The sequence below is a fragment of the Corynebacterium sp. DNF00584 genome (genome assembly GCF_001552965.1).
In the GTDB taxonomy this organism is placed as follows: Bacteria; Actinomycetota; Actinomycetes; order Mycobacteriales; family Mycobacteriaceae; genus Corynebacterium; species Corynebacterium phoceense.
Window position 1 is genome coordinate 122861 of sequence record NZ_KQ959764.1, and the last position, 17317, is coordinate 140177.

Annotated in this window: 15 protein-coding genes and 1 pseudogene; 1 reads left to right on the forward strand and 15 read right to left on the reverse strand. The window is 62.7% G+C overall.

Annotated features, from left to right (window positions below; all coding sequences use genetic code 11):
* The 15 genes and pseudogenes from HMPREF0307_RS09940 to HMPREF0307_RS10005 form a co-directional block, all read right to left on the reverse strand.
* The gene (locus HMPREF0307_RS09940; RefSeq protein WP_066492500.1) at positions 1–834 is read right to left on the reverse strand and encodes an alpha/beta hydrolase family protein; all 834 of its coding nucleotides are present in this window, start codon (positions 832–834) and stop codon (positions 1–3) included.
* Complete coding sequence (locus HMPREF0307_RS09945; protein ID WP_066492502.1) at positions 835–2115, reverse strand: glutamate-5-semialdehyde dehydrogenase; 1281 nt, start codon at positions 2113–2115, stop codon at positions 835–837.
* Positions 2093–2845, reverse strand: a complete 753-nt coding sequence (locus HMPREF0307_RS09950; protein ID WP_046646211.1) for an ABC transporter ATP-binding protein — start codon at positions 2843–2845, stop codon at positions 2093–2095. Before HMPREF0307_RS09950 ends, HMPREF0307_RS09945 begins: the two co-directional genes overlap by 23 nt.
* Positions 2839–3927, reverse strand: coding sequence for a FecCD family ABC transporter permease (locus HMPREF0307_RS09955; protein ID WP_005528313.1), 1089 nt, complete (start codon positions 3925–3927; stop codon positions 2839–2841). Before HMPREF0307_RS09955 ends, HMPREF0307_RS09950 begins: the two co-directional genes overlap by 7 nt.
* A gap of 3 nt (positions 3928–3930) precedes the next feature.
* Positions 3931–5142 (reverse strand): ABC transporter substrate-binding protein, encoded by a 1212-nt coding sequence (locus HMPREF0307_RS09960; RefSeq protein ID WP_066492503.1) that lies wholly within the window; start codon positions 5140–5142, stop codon positions 3931–3933.
* Positions 5143–5401: 259 nt separating this feature from the next.
* On the reverse strand, positions 5402–5623 hold the full coding sequence (locus HMPREF0307_RS13355; RefSeq protein ID WP_231725152.1) for a hypothetical protein: 222 nt from the start codon (positions 5621–5623) through the stop codon (positions 5402–5404).
* Between the two features lie 177 nt (positions 5624–5800).
* Positions 5801–5887: pseudogene (locus HMPREF0307_RS13590) on the reverse strand (hypothetical protein); the annotation flags it as partial.
* A gap of 51 nt (positions 5888–5938) precedes the next feature.
* On the reverse strand, positions 5939–6844 hold the full coding sequence (locus tag HMPREF0307_RS09970; protein WP_066492505.1) for a D-isomer specific 2-hydroxyacid dehydrogenase family protein: 906 nt from the start codon (positions 6842–6844) through the stop codon (positions 5939–5941).
* Positions 6845–6878: 34 nt separating this feature from the next.
* Entirely contained in the window at positions 6879–8072 is a 1194-nt protein-coding gene (gene proB, locus HMPREF0307_RS09975) for a glutamate 5-kinase (protein WP_082723318.1), read from the reverse strand.
* A 60-nt stretch (positions 8073–8132) separates the two neighbouring features.
* The gene (gene obgE, locus HMPREF0307_RS09980; protein WP_066492509.1) at positions 8133–9653 is read right to left on the reverse strand and encodes a GTPase ObgE; all 1521 of its coding nucleotides are present in this window, start codon (positions 9651–9653) and stop codon (positions 8133–8135) included.
* Between the two features lie 115 nt (positions 9654–9768).
* The gene (rpmA, locus tag HMPREF0307_RS09985) at positions 9769–10047 is read right to left on the reverse strand and encodes a 50S ribosomal protein L27 (protein WP_066492511.1); all 279 of its coding nucleotides are present in this window, start codon (positions 10045–10047) and stop codon (positions 9769–9771) included.
* A 40-nt stretch (positions 10048–10087) separates the two neighbouring features.
* Positions 10088–10393 carry a 50S ribosomal protein L21 gene (rplU, locus tag HMPREF0307_RS09990; RefSeq protein ID WP_066492512.1) on the reverse strand — a complete coding sequence of 102 codons (306 nt, stop codon included), beginning with the start codon at positions 10391–10393 and terminating at the stop codon, positions 10088–10090.
* Positions 10394–10552: 159 nt separating this feature from the next.
* Positions 10553–14074 (reverse strand): Rne/Rng family ribonuclease, encoded by a 3522-nt coding sequence (locus HMPREF0307_RS09995; RefSeq protein WP_066492515.1) that lies wholly within the window; start codon positions 14072–14074, stop codon positions 10553–10555.
* 235 nt (positions 14075–14309) lie between these two features.
* Positions 14310–14720, reverse strand: coding sequence for a nucleoside-diphosphate kinase (ndk, locus tag HMPREF0307_RS10000; RefSeq protein WP_066492532.1), 411 nt, complete (start codon positions 14718–14720; stop codon positions 14310–14312).
* A 39-nt stretch (positions 14721–14759) separates the two neighbouring features.
* Positions 14760–15077 (reverse strand): hypothetical protein, encoded by a 318-nt coding sequence (locus tag HMPREF0307_RS10005; protein WP_156435931.1) that lies wholly within the window; start codon positions 15075–15077, stop codon positions 14760–14762.
* Between the two features lie 215 nt (positions 15078–15292).
* Here HMPREF0307_RS10005 and HMPREF0307_RS10010 point away from each other — a divergent pair.
* Positions 15293–17317, forward strand: a 2025-nt coding sequence (locus HMPREF0307_RS10010; RefSeq protein WP_066492521.1) for an HtaA domain-containing protein, incomplete at its 3' end; no start/stop codon positions are given.

Consider the following 17317-nt stretch of genomic DNA (forward strand, 5'->3'; position numbering starts at 1 on the left):
CTACTGGTTTGGAACTCTATGTGCACGTTGGACTTCCTGTGAATTTTTCACCCATCCGGCCAGCCTGTCAGCAAAGTACGCATCTGTGACGCGTGGGGTTTCAAAGTAACTAGCGTGCACTTCCATTTTGGTCTGCAGCGCGTCCACCGCGTTCGGCACCGTCGGTCGGCAGATAACGTCCCCGCCCAGACAGTAGTTCACCGACTTCGGCGAATGCCACGGCACCGGATTGCCCATGTACATCGCCCCCTTGACGCGGTCTCCCAGCTTCTGCTCCAGCGCCGTGCCGATGACGGCGCCCTGCGAGAAGCCGACCACGATATAGTCAGGATGGCACCCTGTCGCGGCCTCCCGGGCATGCAAGAAGCCCGGCGCGTTCCGCGCACCCCGCACCACCGAGTCAATCGCACCCACCGTCGTGCCATACGCAAGCTCCGGCAGCGGATGCTCCTCGAGCACGCTGCTCAGCCGCTCCGTGGTCTGGCTCGACGTAAGCCGCTCGCCGTCCTTGGCGAGCGGCGGCAGGTTCATCGCCGCCGGGTACGTGTGCTCGTCGAGCCCCAGCACCTCCGCGTCGTCGAAGAGTCCCGGGTGGCGCTCCTCCGCCAAGTGCAGCAGGCCCGCGATATTCGGCCCCTCGTAGCCGTTGGACATCCGCTCGCCATAGCGCGCGGGTCCCAGGAAATCCCCGTGCTCCGGGTCCTGGTCCGAGCCGCGCGCCGCGACAATGGTCACCGCAGGGCACACCTCGCTTGCCGATGCCCCCGGCACCGCTGCCGCTGCCGCGGCGGCGGAGAGCACGGATACTACCACCGCACAGCGCACGCGTTTCATCTACGGCCTCGTCTGTCCGGATCCCTGCAGGATCCACTTTGTCGAGGTGAGCTCCGGCAGCGCCATGGGCCCACGCGCGTGCAGCTTCTGCGTGGAAATACCAATCTCCGCGCCCATGCCGTAGACCTCGCCGTCCGTGAACGCCGTCGACGCGTTGAGCATAACCGCCGCCGCGTCGACCTCGTTGGCAAACTTCATGAGGACATCGGCGTCCTGCGCAGCGATGGCCTCCGTGTGGCCTGTCGAGAACCGCGCGATATGGGCAATCGCGCCATCGACGCCCTCGACGACCGCGGCGCAGATATCCAGCGACAGCGACTCGTTCGCCCACTCTTCCTCGGTCGCCTCGAGCGCATTCTTCACTCCGAAGCCCTCAAGCTCCGCCACGCGCCCGTGAATGGTCACGCCCGCATCTTGCAGCGCCGCGATGACGCGCAGCTTCTCCGCGTCCGGCAGCGCCGCGTCGAGGAGCACCGTCTCCGTGGAATTACACACGGACGGCCGGCGCGTCTTGCCATTGATGACCATCGCAATCGCCTTGTCCACATCCGCGCTCTTATCGACGTAGAAGTGGCAATTACCCGTGCCCGTCTCGATGGCCGGGACCGTCGCGTTCTCCACCACCGCGTTGATCAGCCGCGCCGAGCCGCGCGGGATGACCACATCGACAAGCCCACGCGCCGTGATGAGGTCGTGGACCGAGTCATGCGATTCGCACGGCAGCAGCTGCACTGCCTCGCGTGGAAGGTCGAAGTGCTCAAGGGTGTCCTGGAGGATCTCCACGAGCTGCTCGTTGGAGTTGCGTGCGGACTTAGATCCGCGCAGCAGCGGCACGTTGCCAGACTTGAGCGCAAGGCCAAAGGCATCCACCGTGACGTTCGGGCGGGCCTCGTAGACCATGCCCATGACGCCGAGCGGCACGCGCACCTGCTTCATCTGGATGCCGTTGTCCATGGTGTGGCCCCGCAGTACCTCCCCTACTGGGTCCTGCAGGGCGGCGACCTGGCGCAGGCCGCCGGCGATACCTTCGACGCGCGTGGCGTCAAGCGAGAGCCTGTCGATTAAAGAATCATTCATCCCGGCCGCGCGGCCAGCGGCGACGTCGCGCTCATTGGCCTCGAGGATCTCAGGGGTGCGGGCCACCAGGTTTTCAGCGGCGCGCAGAAGAATCTCATTCTTGCGCGGGGTAGAAAGCTGCGCGAACCGCGGCGCAACTTTCTTCGCCTGACGTGCCAGGTTTAGTACTTGGTCTCGTTCTTCATCGCGAGTGAGTTGGCTCATGAGGCTCAAGCTTACTGAAGTTAGCCTCGACAGGACAGACCATGGGCACGCCTTCGTCATCGATGACTCGAGCGCGGATGCCATAGACCTCACCCAACAGCTCGGTGTTCAGCACCTCTGCGGGCGTTCCATGGGCATGCACGCGGCCGCCGTGGAGAACCACGAGCTCATCGCAATAGCGCGCGGCCAGGTTGAGATCATGGATAGCTACCAACGCCACCGCCCCGCGGGAGACCTCCTTGCGCAAGGTATCCAGCAGATGCACCTGGTGGCGCAGGTCGAGCGCGGAGGTCGGCTCATCCAACAGCATCAGATCCGGCTCGCGGGCCAGCATCTGCGCCACGGCAACGAGCTGGCGCTGGCCGCCCGAGAGCTGGTGGACGTAGCGGTGCGCGAGATGCACGATGCCGAGCTTTTCGAGCGCCTCAACCGCCGATTCCAAGGCGTTGGCCGAGCCGCGCTTAGCGGAGATGACCACCGATTCAAAGGCGGTCAGGGAGGCGCTGGTCAAAAGGTCCTGCGGCACGTAGCCCACGGTGGCATCACCGGTATCGCACGTACCCGAAGTTAGTTTTTGGATGCCAGCGATGGTTTTGACCAAGGTGGACTTGCCCGCGGCATTCGGACCGATAAGGCCGACGATGGTGCCGGGGCCTGGTTCTGGGAGGTCAACGCCCTTTAGAACCTCCCGTTTACCAAAGTTCACGCATGCTTGTTCTACTTTCAGCACTTGATCCTCCTCTTGGTGAAGATGAGCAGCACGAAGAAAGGAACGCCAACAAGAGCGGTGATGATGCCGATGGGCACGGCAACGCCGGGGATGATGGTGATGGATACCGCGTGGGCACCCGCCAGCAGCATCGCGCCCGCTGCCATGGAGGCCGGAGCGAAGAAACGCTGATCCTCGCCCACCAGAAGGCGCGCCACATGTGGGCCAACCAAGCCGATGAAGCCAATGATTCCGGCGAAAGCAACGGCACTTGCGGCCAGCAAGGATGCCACCACGAGGGTGGAAACGCGCAGCCGCTGCACGTTGATGCCCAGCGCTGCCGCGCGCTCATCGCCCAGGCGCAGCGCCGTGAGCTTCCACGCGTTGAAGACGGTGAAGGGCACAGCGATGAGCAAGGTGGCGGCGATGATCAGGTTGGACACCCAGTTCGCGCGCTGCAGTGAGCCCATGGTCCAAAAGACGATCTGCTGCAGGGCCTCAGTCGAGGCGCTGTATTGCATCAGCGAAAGCAGCGCCTGGAAGAGGAATACCAGGGCGATGCCAAGCAGAATCATTGACTCCGCACTAGCGCCGCGCCACACCGCCGCACCTGCGACGATGGCCACAGCCACGAGAGCCGACAGCCAAGCGACGGCCGCGAGATTGAACTGCGGATTTCCCAGCACGGTCCAGCCCAACACGATGGAGGCCGCGCCACCGAAAGCCGCGGCGGCGGAAATACCCAAGGTGAAAGGCTCGGCCAAAGGGTTATCCAGAATGGTCTGCATGTGCGCGCCGGATAGCGCCAATGCGGCGCCGATGAGCACGGCCATAACCGACGCCGGTAGACGCAGGTTCCACAGGACCGTGCGGGTGGTTTCATCCACCTGGCCCGGTAAGAAAATGCCACGCAACATCTCCATCGGGGAAAGGTGAATCGGGCCGACCACCGTGGCGACAACGAAGGCCACGAAGGCCGCCAGCACCAGTCCACCGATGGTGAGTACCTTGCGTAAGTTATTGCTTCGGTACTCGGCGATTACCTGGTTGGTTTCGGTTTTCTGGTCAGTCTGCGAACGATCAGAAGAGGTCAAAAGTGCCATTTTCTAGTGCTTGTGTGCGTCTTTGGTGGTGAAGAAAACGCCGCTGTAGTCGATGGGCAGCCACTTGTCGTGGAAGTCAGCGAAGTCTTTTTCTGGGTCTAAGTCCTTGAAGGTTTCTGGGTGCATCCACACGGCAAACTGCTCCAGGGCGAAGACGTTGAAAGGCGAATCGTAGAACTGGTGGTAGACAGCATGGAAGTTGCCTTCCTTTGGGGCCTCAAGCTGATCAAAGCCCGGGGTCTTGAGCAGGCCTTCGAGGGTCTCCTGCGCCTTTTCTTCCTTGGCCGCGTAACCCATCTCCACGTGCGGCAGGACCTCCGGCTTTTCCGGGTTCTTGGCCCATGCGCCGCCGGTGGCGATGATGTGCTCTGGCTGCTCAGCAAGCACCTTTTCTGCGGTAAGGTCTCCAGACTCGGTGTCCAGCAGGCTATCGCCCAGGTTCTCACCGCCGGCGGCATTAACCAGGTCACCTAGGTTAGAGTCCTTGACCGTGGAGCAGCAATCCTTCAGGCCCGCTGCGCGCCAGACCAGGGTGCGCGGCTTGTTGCCTGCCTTTTCCGCGCGGGATTTGATGTCATCTACCTTGCCGGTATAGAACTTGTTGAACTCTGCGGCCTTGTCCTCCTGGCCGAGGAGCTGGCCGAATACCTCCATGGACTTCGGGGTGTTTTCCAATGGCTTCTGGCGGAAGTCGGTGAAGACGTATTTCAGGCCGGCCTGATCCATCTTGTCTAGGAAGCCGGTCTTTTCCGCACCCTTCTTGTGGTCGAGGGTCATGACCACGACGTCCGGCTTTTGCGCGAGCAGGTTTTCGACGGTTACGTCGCCCTTGGCGATGTTGCCGATAGTCGGCAGATCCTTGTACGCCGCATTGGTTTCGGCGAACTTGGACTCGAAGCTGGGTGCAGCCTCATGCAAGTCCTTGCCGAGTGCAACGACGTGCTCGAGCGGATCCTCGCGGTTGAGGATCGAGGTAGCAAACACGCCGCGGCCCTCGCCCAGAACGATACGCTCAGGCTGCTTGTCGAAGGTGACCTCGCGGCCGGCGACGTCAGTGATGGCCAAAGCAGTGTCCCCCGCGGCGCCGGTAGAGCCGGTGGACGCGGAGGTGTCTTCGCTGTTGCTGCACGCGCTCAACGCAGTCGCGGATGCGAGCATGGCCAGGGTGGCTGCCGCAATGCGGACGGAGTACTTGGGCACGTTGAAATGGGTCATGAAAGAGAATCCTTTGCTCACAGTCAATCCATAGATAAGTTACCTAAGGCTTAGCTAATTGGAATACGCTTGAGCATACAACCACTCGCATAGACCCGGAAATGGTCCCCCCGAGTTTGATTTAGGTCACTTTAAAGCTGAATAACATCCTCTTAAAGAAACCCACCCCCAACAGCATGGTTATCCGCGCTGGATGTCACGCGCGGCTATAGCTCAAGCGCGCAGCCACTCCCCCCCGCGGCCCCGCGGACCCCGCGGACTACTGCCCCAGCTCCTTGCGGCGCTCGGCTGCCAGACGTAGGCGCTCGGCCCTGTCTTTGTCACCTTTCTTTTTCAATTCCTTATAAAGTTCTTCGTCGTCGTCGGAGAGCTTGACCGCCTCCCTGACACCCCACGAGGCGAAACCTGCAATCGGTAAGCCAAGCCAAAAATAGTCCCAGTCGTCAAAGACGAAAAGACCCAGGAAGAAGAGGAACATCATCGCTGACCAAACGACGGCATCGATTCGGTGAACTAACCCTCCGCGGCGCTGCAGCCGGTCGAGCTCGGCCTGCGCTTCCGATTCCTTGAACCGAACGACCTCTACAATTGGATTGTCAGGAAGGTCATCAAAGAGGGAAGCAATCTCGCCGCGGGTACGCGCAACAGCCGCCTTTCCTATACGGTCTTCAAACTCGTTGATGTCGATGAGACCGTTAGCGCAGTGGGTGCTGAGGAGGTCTAGGGCATTGTGTGCGTAGGGTATTGTGCCGTTCGGCGTCCCCTACACGAATGTCTATGTTCATGCTTTTACACTTTAATATCCAGCGTTCGGATCCACACGGGTAGGAATTTCCTCGCCAGCCTCAAAGGCCGCGGCCACCTTTGCGGTGTGTGCTCCCAAGTGGCGGCGCACCGAGTTACGGGTATTGGCAATGTGCGGTGTAATGACCACCCGCGGGTCCTTCCACAACGGGTGATCATCCGGGAGCGGCTCCGGCTCAGTGACATCGAGCGCTGCGCCGGCAATCTCGCCAGAGTCCAGCGCTGCCAAAAGATCCTCGGTACTGATGAGCGGGCCACGGCCCACGTTGACCACCACCGCGTGTTTCGGCATCTGGGCAAACACGTCTTTGTTGACCATGTGATGGGTCTGCGGAGTAAGCGGCGCTATGAGCACAAAGTAGTCGGCCTCAGGCCAGACCTTGTCCACCTCGGAGATGGGATAGGTCTCATCCGCGCCTGGAACCGCGTTGCCGGACCGGTTTACGGCGATGATGCGCGGGCCAAAGCCAGAGAGCATCGTGATGAGCCGCTTGCCGATGCCGCCGGCGCCGATGATCGCCACAGTCTTGTCCTCGTGCAGGTAGGACTTGTGATCCTGCACCTCATCGTAGTTGGAGAAGGTGTCGTTGACATAGCGATGGGCATGCAGCTGCGCGAGCAGCAGCGCGATGGCGGATTCCGCCACGGTGTTATCGAATACGCCAGCGGCGTTGGACCAGATAACGTCGGTCTCCTTCATGACGTCGAGCAGATGATCTACGCCTGCAGAAGGAATCTGCACGAAGTTGATGTTCTCCGGCAGTGGCAACGGGAAGTCCGAGCCGTCGCCGTTGTAGATGAGGAAGTCGGCATCGGAAAGCTCCGCGAGCTCATGGCCAGCTCCCCGCAAAGTCTCGACGGATTCTTCCCATTGTTCCGGCAACATGGCGTATTTCATGGTCTTTTCCTGGGTTTTCTCTGGCTTCTAGTGACTAGATTCGGGAGGCGTAGTTCGACAGGTAGTCGGCGTGGACAACGCTGCGGCGCTGGTATTCCGGCAGCTCCTCCATCTGCTTACCCAGGATGCCCCGCAGCTCCGCGGAATCAAAACGTACTTCGCCGCGGCCGATGACCTCACCTTCCGGACCCATGATGTCGATGATCTCGCCCGCGTGGAACTCGCCAATGACCTCAGTAATGCCGACGGCGAGCAACGAGTTGCCGCCCGCGGTCACGGCCTTGACCGCGCCGGCGTCGAGACGCACGGCGCCGCCGGTATCGGCGCAGTAGAGGGCCCAGAACTTCCAAGCGGAGAGCCTGCGTTCCTCGCGGGTATGGAAAACGGTGCCCACCGAGGCATCGGCAAGCGCGGCGTCGATATTGTCGGCCGAGGTGAGCAGGACGGGAATGCCGCCGCGAGTGGCCAGACGCGCAGCGGAGACCTTCGTGGCCATGCCGCCGGTGCCCACGCGGCCGCCGTCGCCGGCCGTCACGCCGTTGAGGTCTTTGCCCGTGCGGACCTCCTCGATAAAGCGGGCGCCGGGCTCGGATGGGTTCTTGTCGTAGAGGCCATCGACGTCGGAGAAGAGGAAGAGAGCGTCCGCGCCCACGAGGTTCGCGACGAGCGCGGAGAGGCGATCGTTGTCTCCGAAGTGCATCTCAGAGGTAGCGACGGTGTCATTCTCGTTAACGATGGGCACCGTGCGCAGCTGGCGCAAGCGATCGAGGGTGCGCTGGGCGTTGCGGGCGCGGTCGCGGGCGCCAATATCGGAGGCGGTAAGCAGGACCTGCGCGACGGAACGGTTGTAGCGGGCGAAAGACACGCCCCACTCGTAGGCAAGGTGAATCTGGCCGACGGCGGCCGCGGCCTGCTTGGTCGCGAGATCGCTGGGGCGCTTCTGCAAGCCCAGCGGCCCCATGCCCGCGGCGACGGCGCCGGAGGAGACCAGAATGATGTCCGAAGTGCCCATGCGCGTCGCGATGGCGTCGACGATGTGGTTGATCTTCTCCGTCGAGGTGATGAAGCTGTCCTCCTTAGTGAGGGAAGAGCTGCCGATCTTCACCACAATTCGCTTCGCTCGGCTCAGTTCCTCACGCAGCGGCGACTGCAATGGCCCACGCGGTGCATGGTGCTCCGGCACGATGGGTTCGCCGTCGAAGGGGCTTAAGGGAAGCGGATAGCTCATGAAGCGAAATCATACCTCTTCCGCTCAGGCGCCCCTATGCTCGGCGGGCAAGAGGGCACGTTATCCTTGCCAGCGGTCTTTGTTTGCCTGCTCGCGGGTGACCTCTGCGTCGTTGCCAAAGTCGTATTCGTCGATAAGACCACGGCGTGCCTGCGAGGCGCGCTTACGCTCTGCGGCGGAGACACGGTCGGTACCGAGGAGGCGGCCGTCGAAGCCGCGGCCGGCATTGGTCGCCTTGCCGCCGGTCATCGGCTCCCACTCGAAGGTAATGCCGCCGATAGTGACGGGGCAGCCTTCCACCGCACCCTGGTCGCGCAGCTCGTCCTCCACGCCGGCCTTGGCCAGGCGGTCGGCGAGGTAGCCCACGGCCTCGTCGTTTTCGAAGTCGGTCTGAACAATCCAGCGGTCGATCTTCTCGCCCTCGACGATGAAGCCGCCATCGATCTCCGGATCCTTGCGCACCGTGAAGTCCGCAAAGCGGCCCTTCTTCGCCGACTTCGGACGAATGATGGTGTGTTCCTTGTCTACCTTGACTTTGGGCTGAGACTTACGGTGTTGCTGCACCATTTCCAGGAGCTTGTACTTGAGCGGGTCCAGGCCCGTGTGCGCCACGGCGGAGATGATGAAGACGGGCCAGCCAAATTGCTTCTCAATGTCTTCCTTGAGGAACTCGGCAAGCTCCAGAGCCTCCGGGATATCCGCCTTGTTGAGGATGACAATGCGCGGGCGCTCGCGCAGGTCGCCCAGGCCGGTGTCCTGTTCCAGCAGATCCTGGTAGTTGGACAGTTCCTTCTCCAAGGCCTCGATATCGGAGATGGGGTCGCGGCCCGGCTCCAGCGTCGCGACGTCGACGACGTGCGCGAGCACCGCGGTGCGCTCGATGTGGCGCAGGAAGTCGAGGCCCAAACCCTTGCCCTCGGCGGCGCCCGGGATAAGGCCCGGAACGTCGGCGATGGTGAAGGACTCGTAGCCCATATCGACCACGCCGAGGTTTGGCTGCAGCGTGGTAAATGGGTAGTCGCCAATCTTCGGCTTCGCGGCAGAGAGCACGGAAATCAGGGAGGACTTGCCCGCAGACGGGAAGCCCACGAGTCCGACGTCGGCCATGGACTTAAGCTCGAGCACGAGGTCGTGCGCCTCGCCCGGCTCGCCCTGCAGCGCGAAGCCCGGGGCCTTGCGCTGCGCGGAGGCCAGCGCCGCGTTGCCCCGGCCGCCAAAGCCGCCCTCGGCCGCGATGAAGCGGGTACCCGGGACGGTAAGGTCCGCGAGCATCTCGCCCTTGTCGTTATAGACCACCGTGCCCGCGGGGATTTCCAGGATGAGGTCCTCGCCGCGCGCACCATTGCGCCAGTCGCCCGCGCCATTCGCGCCACGGCCGGCCTTGATGTGGGGACGGTAGTGGAAGTCCATGAGCGTGTGGATCTGCGAGGAGACCTCGAGCACAATATCGCCGCCGTGGCCACCATTGCCGCCGTCGGGGCCGCCGAGGGGCTTGAACTTCTCGCGGTGGACGGACGAACAGCCGTGTCCGCCGTCGCCCGCCTGCAGGTGGAGCACCACGCGGTCAATAAAGCGTGCCATGGAAATCCTTCCGGAATTAAAAATCGAAGAAAACTAGACGCCAGTCTAGTGGAGATAAACAAAGACCCGAGCCTCCCATTTAAGCGGGAGCCCCGGGCCTTGAAAGCGTGAACGCTTAGGCAGAAGCCTCAGCAGCGGCCTGCTCGGCCGGCACGATGTTCACAATGCGACGGTTGCGCTTGATGCCGAACTGGACGGAGCCAGCCTCGAGAGCGAACAGCGTGTCGTCGCCACCGCGGCCGACGTTCTCGCCCGGGTGGAACTTGGTGCCGCGCTGGCGAACGAGGATCTCGCCGGCCTTCACCTGCTGACCACCGAAGCGCTTAACGCCGAGGTACTGCGGGTTGGAATCGCGACCGTTGCTGGAGCTGGAAGCACCCTTCTTGTGTGCCATGTGGTTTCCCTCCTTTAAGGGTATAAAAGCCGGTTGAGGCTTACTTGATACCGGTGATCTTCAGGGTGGTTACCGGCTGGCGGTGACCCTGACGCTTCTTGTATCCGGTCTTGTTCTTGTACTTGAGGATGTCGATCTTCGGGCCCTTGCCCTGCTCGACGATCTCTGCAGAGACGGAGACCTTCTCCAGGTCAGCGGCCTTTGCCTTGACGGTTGCGCCATCGACGAGCAGAACCGGGGTGAGAGCCACGGACGAACCCGGCTCACCCTCGATCTTCTCGACCTTGACGAGGTCACCTTCAGCAACCTTGTACTGCTTGCCGCCGGTCTTGACGATCGCGTACATAGAGGGCTACCCCTTATCTAAACTCGGCTCAGGACCCGGTCGGGCCCTGAATGGACATTAAAATTACATTGCGTTTGAGGCTCTCGCGCGCACGGTGATGCAGCGCTTGACTCAAGCCTAAACAGCGACTGTCAAAGACTACCCCGTACACCGCCTAAATTACAAACCGCGGTTGCGACGCGCCGCACGCCTCCGGCCACGCGAGCCTTCGGCAGCCTGAGGTTCGCTCGTCTTCACGAAGCGCTTCACAGCGCGCCGGCGTCCGCGCGAGCTTGCCGATGCCCTCTTCTCCTCCGTCGACTGCTTCTCCACCGTCTCCTTACGCTGCGCTTCTGGCTGGGCTTGTGCCTGCCTGCGCGTGGCGCGGCGCACCGCACGGCGACGCCCACGCGAGCTCACGGTACGGATCTCGGCCGGGGACTCCTGCTCAGGCTGCTGCAAGGGGACATCGGAAGGCTCCGGCGCACGCTGGAAGTCCTCGCGGCGGGGCCTGCGGTCCGAACGCGAGTTGCCGCGGGTGCGGCGCTTACGACGCGGTGAGGCCTCGAACTCGGCGACGGCCTCCTCGTAGGTCTTTTCTGGATTCGTCTCCGCTTTCGCAGAGACGTGTTCTTCGTCCGGGATATGCGACTGGAATTCCTGGACATCGTCGAGCTCCTTGGCATGCTCGGCGGCCGCGTAGGCGATCTCTGCGGCGTCGACCTCCTGCTTCTGCTCCTCGCGCTTGTCGCGGCCGCGGTTGCTGCCGCGCGAGCCACGGCGACGGCGACGCTGGGGCTTGCGCTCCTCGTGGTCATCTTCCTGCGCGTCATGGCCGCCCGCAACGACGGAGGCCGCGAGGTCCTCGAGCGAAGGCTTGTCCTCGCGCTTGTTCTCGTACTCGTCGTCGCGCTGCTCGTTCTTGTGCTCGACATGCATGGCCTTGGCGGCCGGGTGGTCCGGCTTCGCGGGGCGCTTGCGCTTGCTGCGGCCGTGGTGGTGCTCCGGCTCGGACTCGTCCACGGGGTATTCGTGGATGATAAGCCCGCGGCCGTGGCAGGCCTCGCACTCGGTGGAGAAGGTCTCGATAAGGCCGGTCCCCAGGCGCTTGCGTGTCATCTGGACGAGGCCCAGCGAGGTGACCTCAGAGACCTGATGGCGCGTGCGGTCGCGGCCCAGAGCCTCCTTGAGGCGGCGTAGAACCAAGTCCTGGTTTTCCGGCAGGACCATATCAATGAAGTCGACGACGATCATGCCACCCATGTCGCGCAGACGCATCTGGCGCACGATTTCCTCGGCAGCCTCCAGGTTGTTGCGCGTCACTGTCTCCTCAAGGTTGCCGCCCGAGCCGGTGAACTTACCGGTGTTGACGTCGATGACGGTCATGGCCTCGGTGCGGTCAATGACGAGCGTGCCGCCCGACGGCAGCCAGACTTTGCGGCTGAGCGCCTTGTGGAGCTGCTCGTCGATGCGGAAGGTCTCAAACGCGTCTGCCCCGCCGTGCTCACGGCGGTCGAAACGCTCCACGCGGTCCGCGAGATCCGGCGCCACGGACTGCACGTAGTGATCCACCGTGTTGTAGGAACGGCGGCCGTCGACGACGAGGTGACTGAAGTCTTCGTTGAAGAGGTCGCGCACGACCTTGACGAGCAGGTCCGGCTCCTCGTAGAGCGTGACCGGCTTGGCACCCTTGGAATTCTTTTCTTTATTCGCGCGCTCGGTAATGTCCTCCCACAGCGTGTGCAGACGACGCACGTCCGTGCCGATGGCTTCCTCGGAGACATTCTCTGCGGCCGTGCGGATGATTGCGCCGCCATCATCCGGCACGACGCGGTTCAAGATCTCCTTGAGACGCTTGCGCTCCGGGACTGGCAGTTTGCGGGAGATACCCGCATTGCGGCCACCCGGCACGTAGACGAGGTAGCGGCCGGCGAGCGAAATCTGCGTGGTCAGTCGCGCGCCCTTCGCGCCAATCGGGTCCTTGGCGACCTGCACCAGAATCTGGTCACCCGATTTGAGCGCGTGCTCGATCTTGCGTTGGCGGCCGCCCAGGCCCGTGCGGCGCCAATCGACCTCGCCGGCATAAAGCACGCCGTTGCGGCCCTGTCCGATGTCGACGAACGCAGCTTCCATGGACGGCAGCACGTTCTGCACGCGGCCCAAGTAGATATTGCCGATCATCGACGCCTGCGACTCCGAGGTCACAAAGTGCTCGACGAGCAGGCCGTCTTCAAGCACGCCCACCTGGGTCACGGTGCCGTGGCCGTCCGTACGCTCCTTGTCGCGCACGACCATGGTGCGCTCCACCGACTCGCGGCGCGCGAGGAACTCCGCCTGGCTCACGATGTGCTTACGCTCGCGGCCCTTCTCACGCATCTCACGGCGGCGACGCTTCTGCGCCTCGATACGCGTCGAACCGCGAATGGCGCGCGGCTCTTCGATGCGCTCAGGCTCGTCGTGGTGGTCCTGCTTGTCGTGCTGCTTCGAGCTGTGCTCATTCTCGTGTGGCTGCTGCTCGTGCTGCTGGCGCTCCTGCTGCGGGTCCTGCTTCTGGGACGTGCGCTTCACAGCGCGACGGCGCCCGCGGCGCGGGGTGGGTGCCATGAAGACCGGCGCATAGTCGACCGACGTGTCCGTCTCAGGCTTCGGGGTGATAGGCGCGAAGTCCTCGTCGAAGTCTTCGCCGGCTTCCACCAGCGCCTCGTGCAGCTGCTCGACGTCTGGCTCGTGGGACTGGTCGTGCTCCTGCTCTGCGGCGTCCTCGGTGGTGTTTTCAGCGGCGTCGTCGAGCCCTTCTTCCAGCTCGGCCTCAACCTTCTCCTCAATCTGGGAGATCTCGTTCGCCACGTTCTTGCGCACGCGCTCGCGCAGCATGGCGTCTTCAGCGTTCTCTGCGCCCTCGGCGCTCTCCTGCTTCGGCTCCTCGTGAGCCTGGGCCTGATCAGACTTCTTCGTGCGCTTCGTAGCGCGGCGACGCGACTTCTTCGGCTTCTCCTCCGGAGTCTCGACCTGCACCGTGGCGAGTTCGGCCTTCTCTTCCTCGAGCTCTGCCTCGACCTTGGTCTCAATCTGGGAGATCTCATTCTCGACGTTCTTCCGCACGCGCTCGCGCAGCTTCTCGTCTTCGGCGTCCGCCGGCTGCTCGGTCTCGGCTGCCTCGGCAGCAGGCTGCGCTTCGGTCTTCTTCGTGGCAGCTTTGCGCGTTGCCTTACGGGAGGACTTCTTCGTCGCGCGCTTCTTCGGCTTCTCTTCGGCTGCCGGTGCGACGGTCTCATCGACGGCGGGCTCAGCAGTCTCCGGCTCGGCCTTCTCTGCCTTCTTAGCGGCCTTCTTCTGGGTCTTCTTCGGCGCCTTCTCGGCGGAGGTCTTGGCAGCCTTCTTCGCAGCCTTCTTCTTGGGCCTGTCTTCAGCCTTCTCCTCGGCCTTCTTTTCGGCGGCGGGAGCGCCTGCCTGAGCGACAATCGCATCGAGAGCCGCGGCAACCTCATCCGGGCTCAGCGAGGACTGGGCGGCCTTCTTCACGCCCTGCTCGGCGAAGACGCTCACGAGGGCGCTGGACGGCAGAGCAATCTGCTTGGCCAAAGCATAAAGGCGGGTCTTCGGACCGAACTGCGTGCGGTCGAGCTTCGCGATGAGCTTCGCCGCGGCGCTAAGCGAGCCGGTGTCTTGTGTAGTTGTCTTAGAGTTCTTCGGTGCAGCCACGTCTGCTACTCACTTACCTTTTCTCTTGTCGCTCCCCGGGCGCGCACTTAACGGTGCAGCAGCCACACGAGGCAGCGGTGTGTATGAAAGCTTGTCGACGCTTCTCATTCTGTGAGAAGTATCGTGCCTCCCATTCTGGCACACCCGGCGCACCCTCGTCCGCGCGCGGACACGAAAACGCCAAAAGCCCAGGCACATGGCCTGGGCTGTGTACTTCGGTGTAGTGGAGTACGGCTTAGAGGTTCGGGAACCAGATAGCGATCTCGCGCTCTGCGGACTCCGGGGAGTCAGAACCGTGGACGACGTTCTCGCCAACGGTGAGGGCGAAGTCGCCGCGGATGGTGCCCGGGGTGGCCTTGGAGACCGGGTCGGTGCCGCCAGCCAGCTGACGCCATGCCTCGATGGCACGCTCGCCCTCGACAACGCCAGCAACCAGCGGAGCAGAGGTGATGAACTCGACCAGCTCGCCGAAGAACGGCTTGTCTGCGTGCTCGGCGTAGTGCTTCTCCGCGGTCTCGCGGTCAGCAACGCGCAGGTCCATAGCGGTGAGCTTGAGCCCCTTGCGCTCGATGCGGGAGATGATCTCGCCGATGTGGCCGTTGGCAACGCCGTCCGGCTTGATAAGAATGAGGGTACGTTCAGTCATGCGGAACATAGTACATGACGCCCCGCTTCCGCGCGCACGTTATCGGCCTTGCGCGAGCGAGTGCACAACCGCCTCCGCTTCTTCTTCGCTGGTGCCCCGGAACCACAGGCGTACCTGCCCCACTGCGACGCCGAATTGACCGTTGTCGAGCAGCCGCTCCAGCTCGGCCGTTTGCTCCTCGTTGAGGACCTTCCCCTGGCTCTCGATGACCCTCCCCTGGTACACGAGCCCGATGACGAGCGCGAGGGCAGCGAGGACCATGCACACCACGGCGACGAGGCGCGGCGCACCAAAAAGTTGGCTGCCTATCGCCGCAAGGCAAAAGAATGCAGAGAAAGCGAAGAGAACGTAGCGCATGCGCACCAGCATAACGAGACCACGCAGCACATCCCGCTTTACCCCCAAAAGTATAGATATTTAATAATCTACCCTGCCCACGTACCCTTCGGCACAAACTTAGCACCCCCTTACCTACTATAGGTTAGGCTACCCTTGTCTAATTGTGCTTTATTAAGTTCGGGCGCTACTCAGACGCCTTTGTTTCATCTCATTGACCAAGGAGAACCCCCATCGTGGCATCTCGTTTCCGACGCGGCACATTCATTGCCGCCCTCACCACCACCGCCCTCATCCCTCTCACTGTGCCTGCCTCCGCCGCAACGGCGGACGGTCACCTGCACTGGGGCATCCGCGCCAGCTTCAACAGCTACACCAACGGGGCGACCTACGTGGGCGACGGGGCAACGCGCACGGACAATGGCTTTGATTTCGAGCTCACCGACGTCACCTTTGACAAGGAGTCGAAGCGAACCGAGGCCCAGTTCAACGGCACTATCCTCTACCGCAAGTACTGCCAGGATGCCTCGCAACCGATGACGAGCGTGTGCGATCTCGACTTGCGATTCGAAGACCCGAAGGTCGTGCTCTCCCCCGCCGAGTCCTACCTTGAGGCTCACGTGAGCTCCAAGCAGTACCTTAAGAACGAGATCTACGCGCCCAAAGAGGCCGTCAAGATCGCTACCCTCAAGCCCAGCTCCGCCACGTTCACCAACGAGGGCGGACGCGTCTCGTGGGAGAATATCGCTTCTACCCTGACCGAAGAAGGCAACCGCATGTTCTCCGAGTTCTACTCCGTGGGCGAGGGACTCGATCCCGTGGCGCTGAACTATGTCGGTGAGGGCGCCACCTTCGTCGAGTCGGACATCACGCTGCGCACGCAGACCTGGAACTCCCACGCTGACTATGACGACGGCGTGCACCAGCTCTTCGATACTGGCACCGGCGTACTCGTCGGCATGCCCGATGGACAGGGCTACGCGCTCATTGACAACAACCTAAAGGAAATCGCGGCCTTGCCCGCCCAGACCGGCAACCGTGGCCTCGCGGCCTACGATTCGAATCACAAGGTGCTCTACTACGTCGACGAGACCGACCGCGCCGAGCTCAAGGCAGTCGACATCACCGATTCCGGCTTCGGCACCCCGCGTGTAGCCGCCACCGCCTCCCACGACATCTACGCGGTGGGCTACCACCCGGGCACCGACGTCATTGCTGCTATCGTCCCGGAGGATTTTAGCGCCCGCACCGCAACGCTGCTTTCAGGGTCGAACGGAACCTTCACCGAGGCGCCGCTGCCCACCGGAGAACAGCTCTTCGGAGACACTCGCCTGGACGCGGAGCCGGGCACTATTTGGGCTAACGACTTCGCGTGGAAGAACCAGGCGGAGCTTTTGCCCATGAAAGACGGCACGTTCCTCTACAACGGCTCGCCGGAGCCTTACTTCGAGGGCGAGGAACTCCCCACGAAGTCGCTGCTTTACTCCATCAAGCCCGACGCCACCGAGGTCACTGAGCGCGCCACCTTCATGAAGGGCTCGCGCTACACTTCCCAGAGCACCTACCTCGACGGGCTGTCCACCGATGGCGTGCACATCTACCGCTTTAACTCGAATCCCAATCCGTCGGCCGCCGCCGCGCAGTCGCTCGTTTACGATCCGGATACCCGCGACTTCAAGGCCGAGAGCGAGCCGACCTTTGGCGTGCTTCCGGGTTGGGCGGCTGTCGGCTTCGACGCAGACGGCACGCCCATTCAGCTTAATGGCTCGACCGGCGATCTCAACTGGCTCCAGCAGGGCAGCTTCACCGTGACGAAGTCCTTCCCGCTGCCCAACGGGCGCGAGACGACCAATGTCACGAACAACACGTTCCTGGTTCGCAAGGACGGCACCATGTTCGTGCCCACTCTCGACGAGTCGCGTGGAGACTGGAAGGAGCACTACGTCCTGCGCCGCATCGATGTCGCGTCCGAAGATACGCCCGCAATCAGCGAGGAAGACAACCTGGCTAAGCTGCGCAAGCGTGCGCTTGCTGTTCCCCAGAAGAAGCTTGACGATGCCACCTCGGCACTGGCCGCAGATCCCACCAACGCTGAGCTGCAGCGTGATGTCGCTATCGCTCAAGCAGAGCTCGACATCGCCACCGCCAAGCTCGACAATGACGCAGACAAACTCGCTGCCGCGCAACAGGCTCTCGCTAAGGCCCAAGCTGGCCAGCCGGAGTCGGGCAAGCCCAAACCTGAAAACCCAAAGCCGGAAAAC

Bases quoted from the DNA above. Each gene is read 5' to 3' on its own strand.
- HMPREF0307_RS10005 (WP_156435931.1), bottom strand. From the start codon at position 15,077: ATGCGCTACGTTCTCTTCGCTTTCTCTGCATTCTTTTGCCTTGCGGCG.
- HMPREF0307_RS13355 (WP_231725152.1), bottom strand. From the start codon at position 5,623: ATGATGTTCCTCTTCTTCCTGGGTCTTTTCGTCTTTGACGACTGGGAC.
- rpmA (WP_066492511.1), bottom strand. From the start codon at position 10,047: ATGGCACACAAGAAGGGTGCTTCCAGCTCCAGCAACGGTCGCGATTCC.
- proB (WP_082723318.1), bottom strand. From the start codon at position 8,072: ATGAGCTATCCGCTTCCCTTAAGCCCCTTCGACGGCGAACCCATCGTG.
- rplU (WP_066492512.1), bottom strand. From the start codon at position 10,393: ATGTACGCGATCGTCAAGACCGGCGGCAAGCAGTACAAGGTTGCTGAA.
- HMPREF0307_RS09970 (WP_066492505.1), bottom strand. From the start codon at position 6,844: ATGAAATACGCCATGTTGCCGGAACAATGGGAAGAATCCGTCGAGACT.
- HMPREF0307_RS09955 (WP_005528313.1), bottom strand. From the start codon at position 3,927: ATGGCACTTTTGACCTCTTCTGATCGTTCGCAGACTGACCAGAAAACC.
- HMPREF0307_RS09960 (WP_066492503.1), bottom strand. From the start codon at position 5,142: ATGACCCATTTCAACGTGCCCAAGTACTCCGTCCGCATTGCGGCAGCC.
- ndk (WP_066492532.1), bottom strand. From the start codon at position 14,720: ATGACTGAACGTACCCTCATTCTTATCAAGCCGGACGGCGTTGCCAAC.
- obgE (WP_066492509.1), bottom strand. From the start codon at position 9,653: ATGGCACGCTTTATTGACCGCGTGGTGCTCCACCTGCAGGCGGGCGAC.
- HMPREF0307_RS09945 (WP_066492502.1), bottom strand. From the start codon at position 2,115: ATGAGCCAACTCACTCGCGATGAAGAACGAGACCAAGTACTAAACCTG.
- HMPREF0307_RS09940 (WP_066492500.1), bottom strand. From the start codon at position 834: ATGAAACGCGTGCGCTGTGCGGTGGTAGTATCCGTGCTCTCCGCCGCC.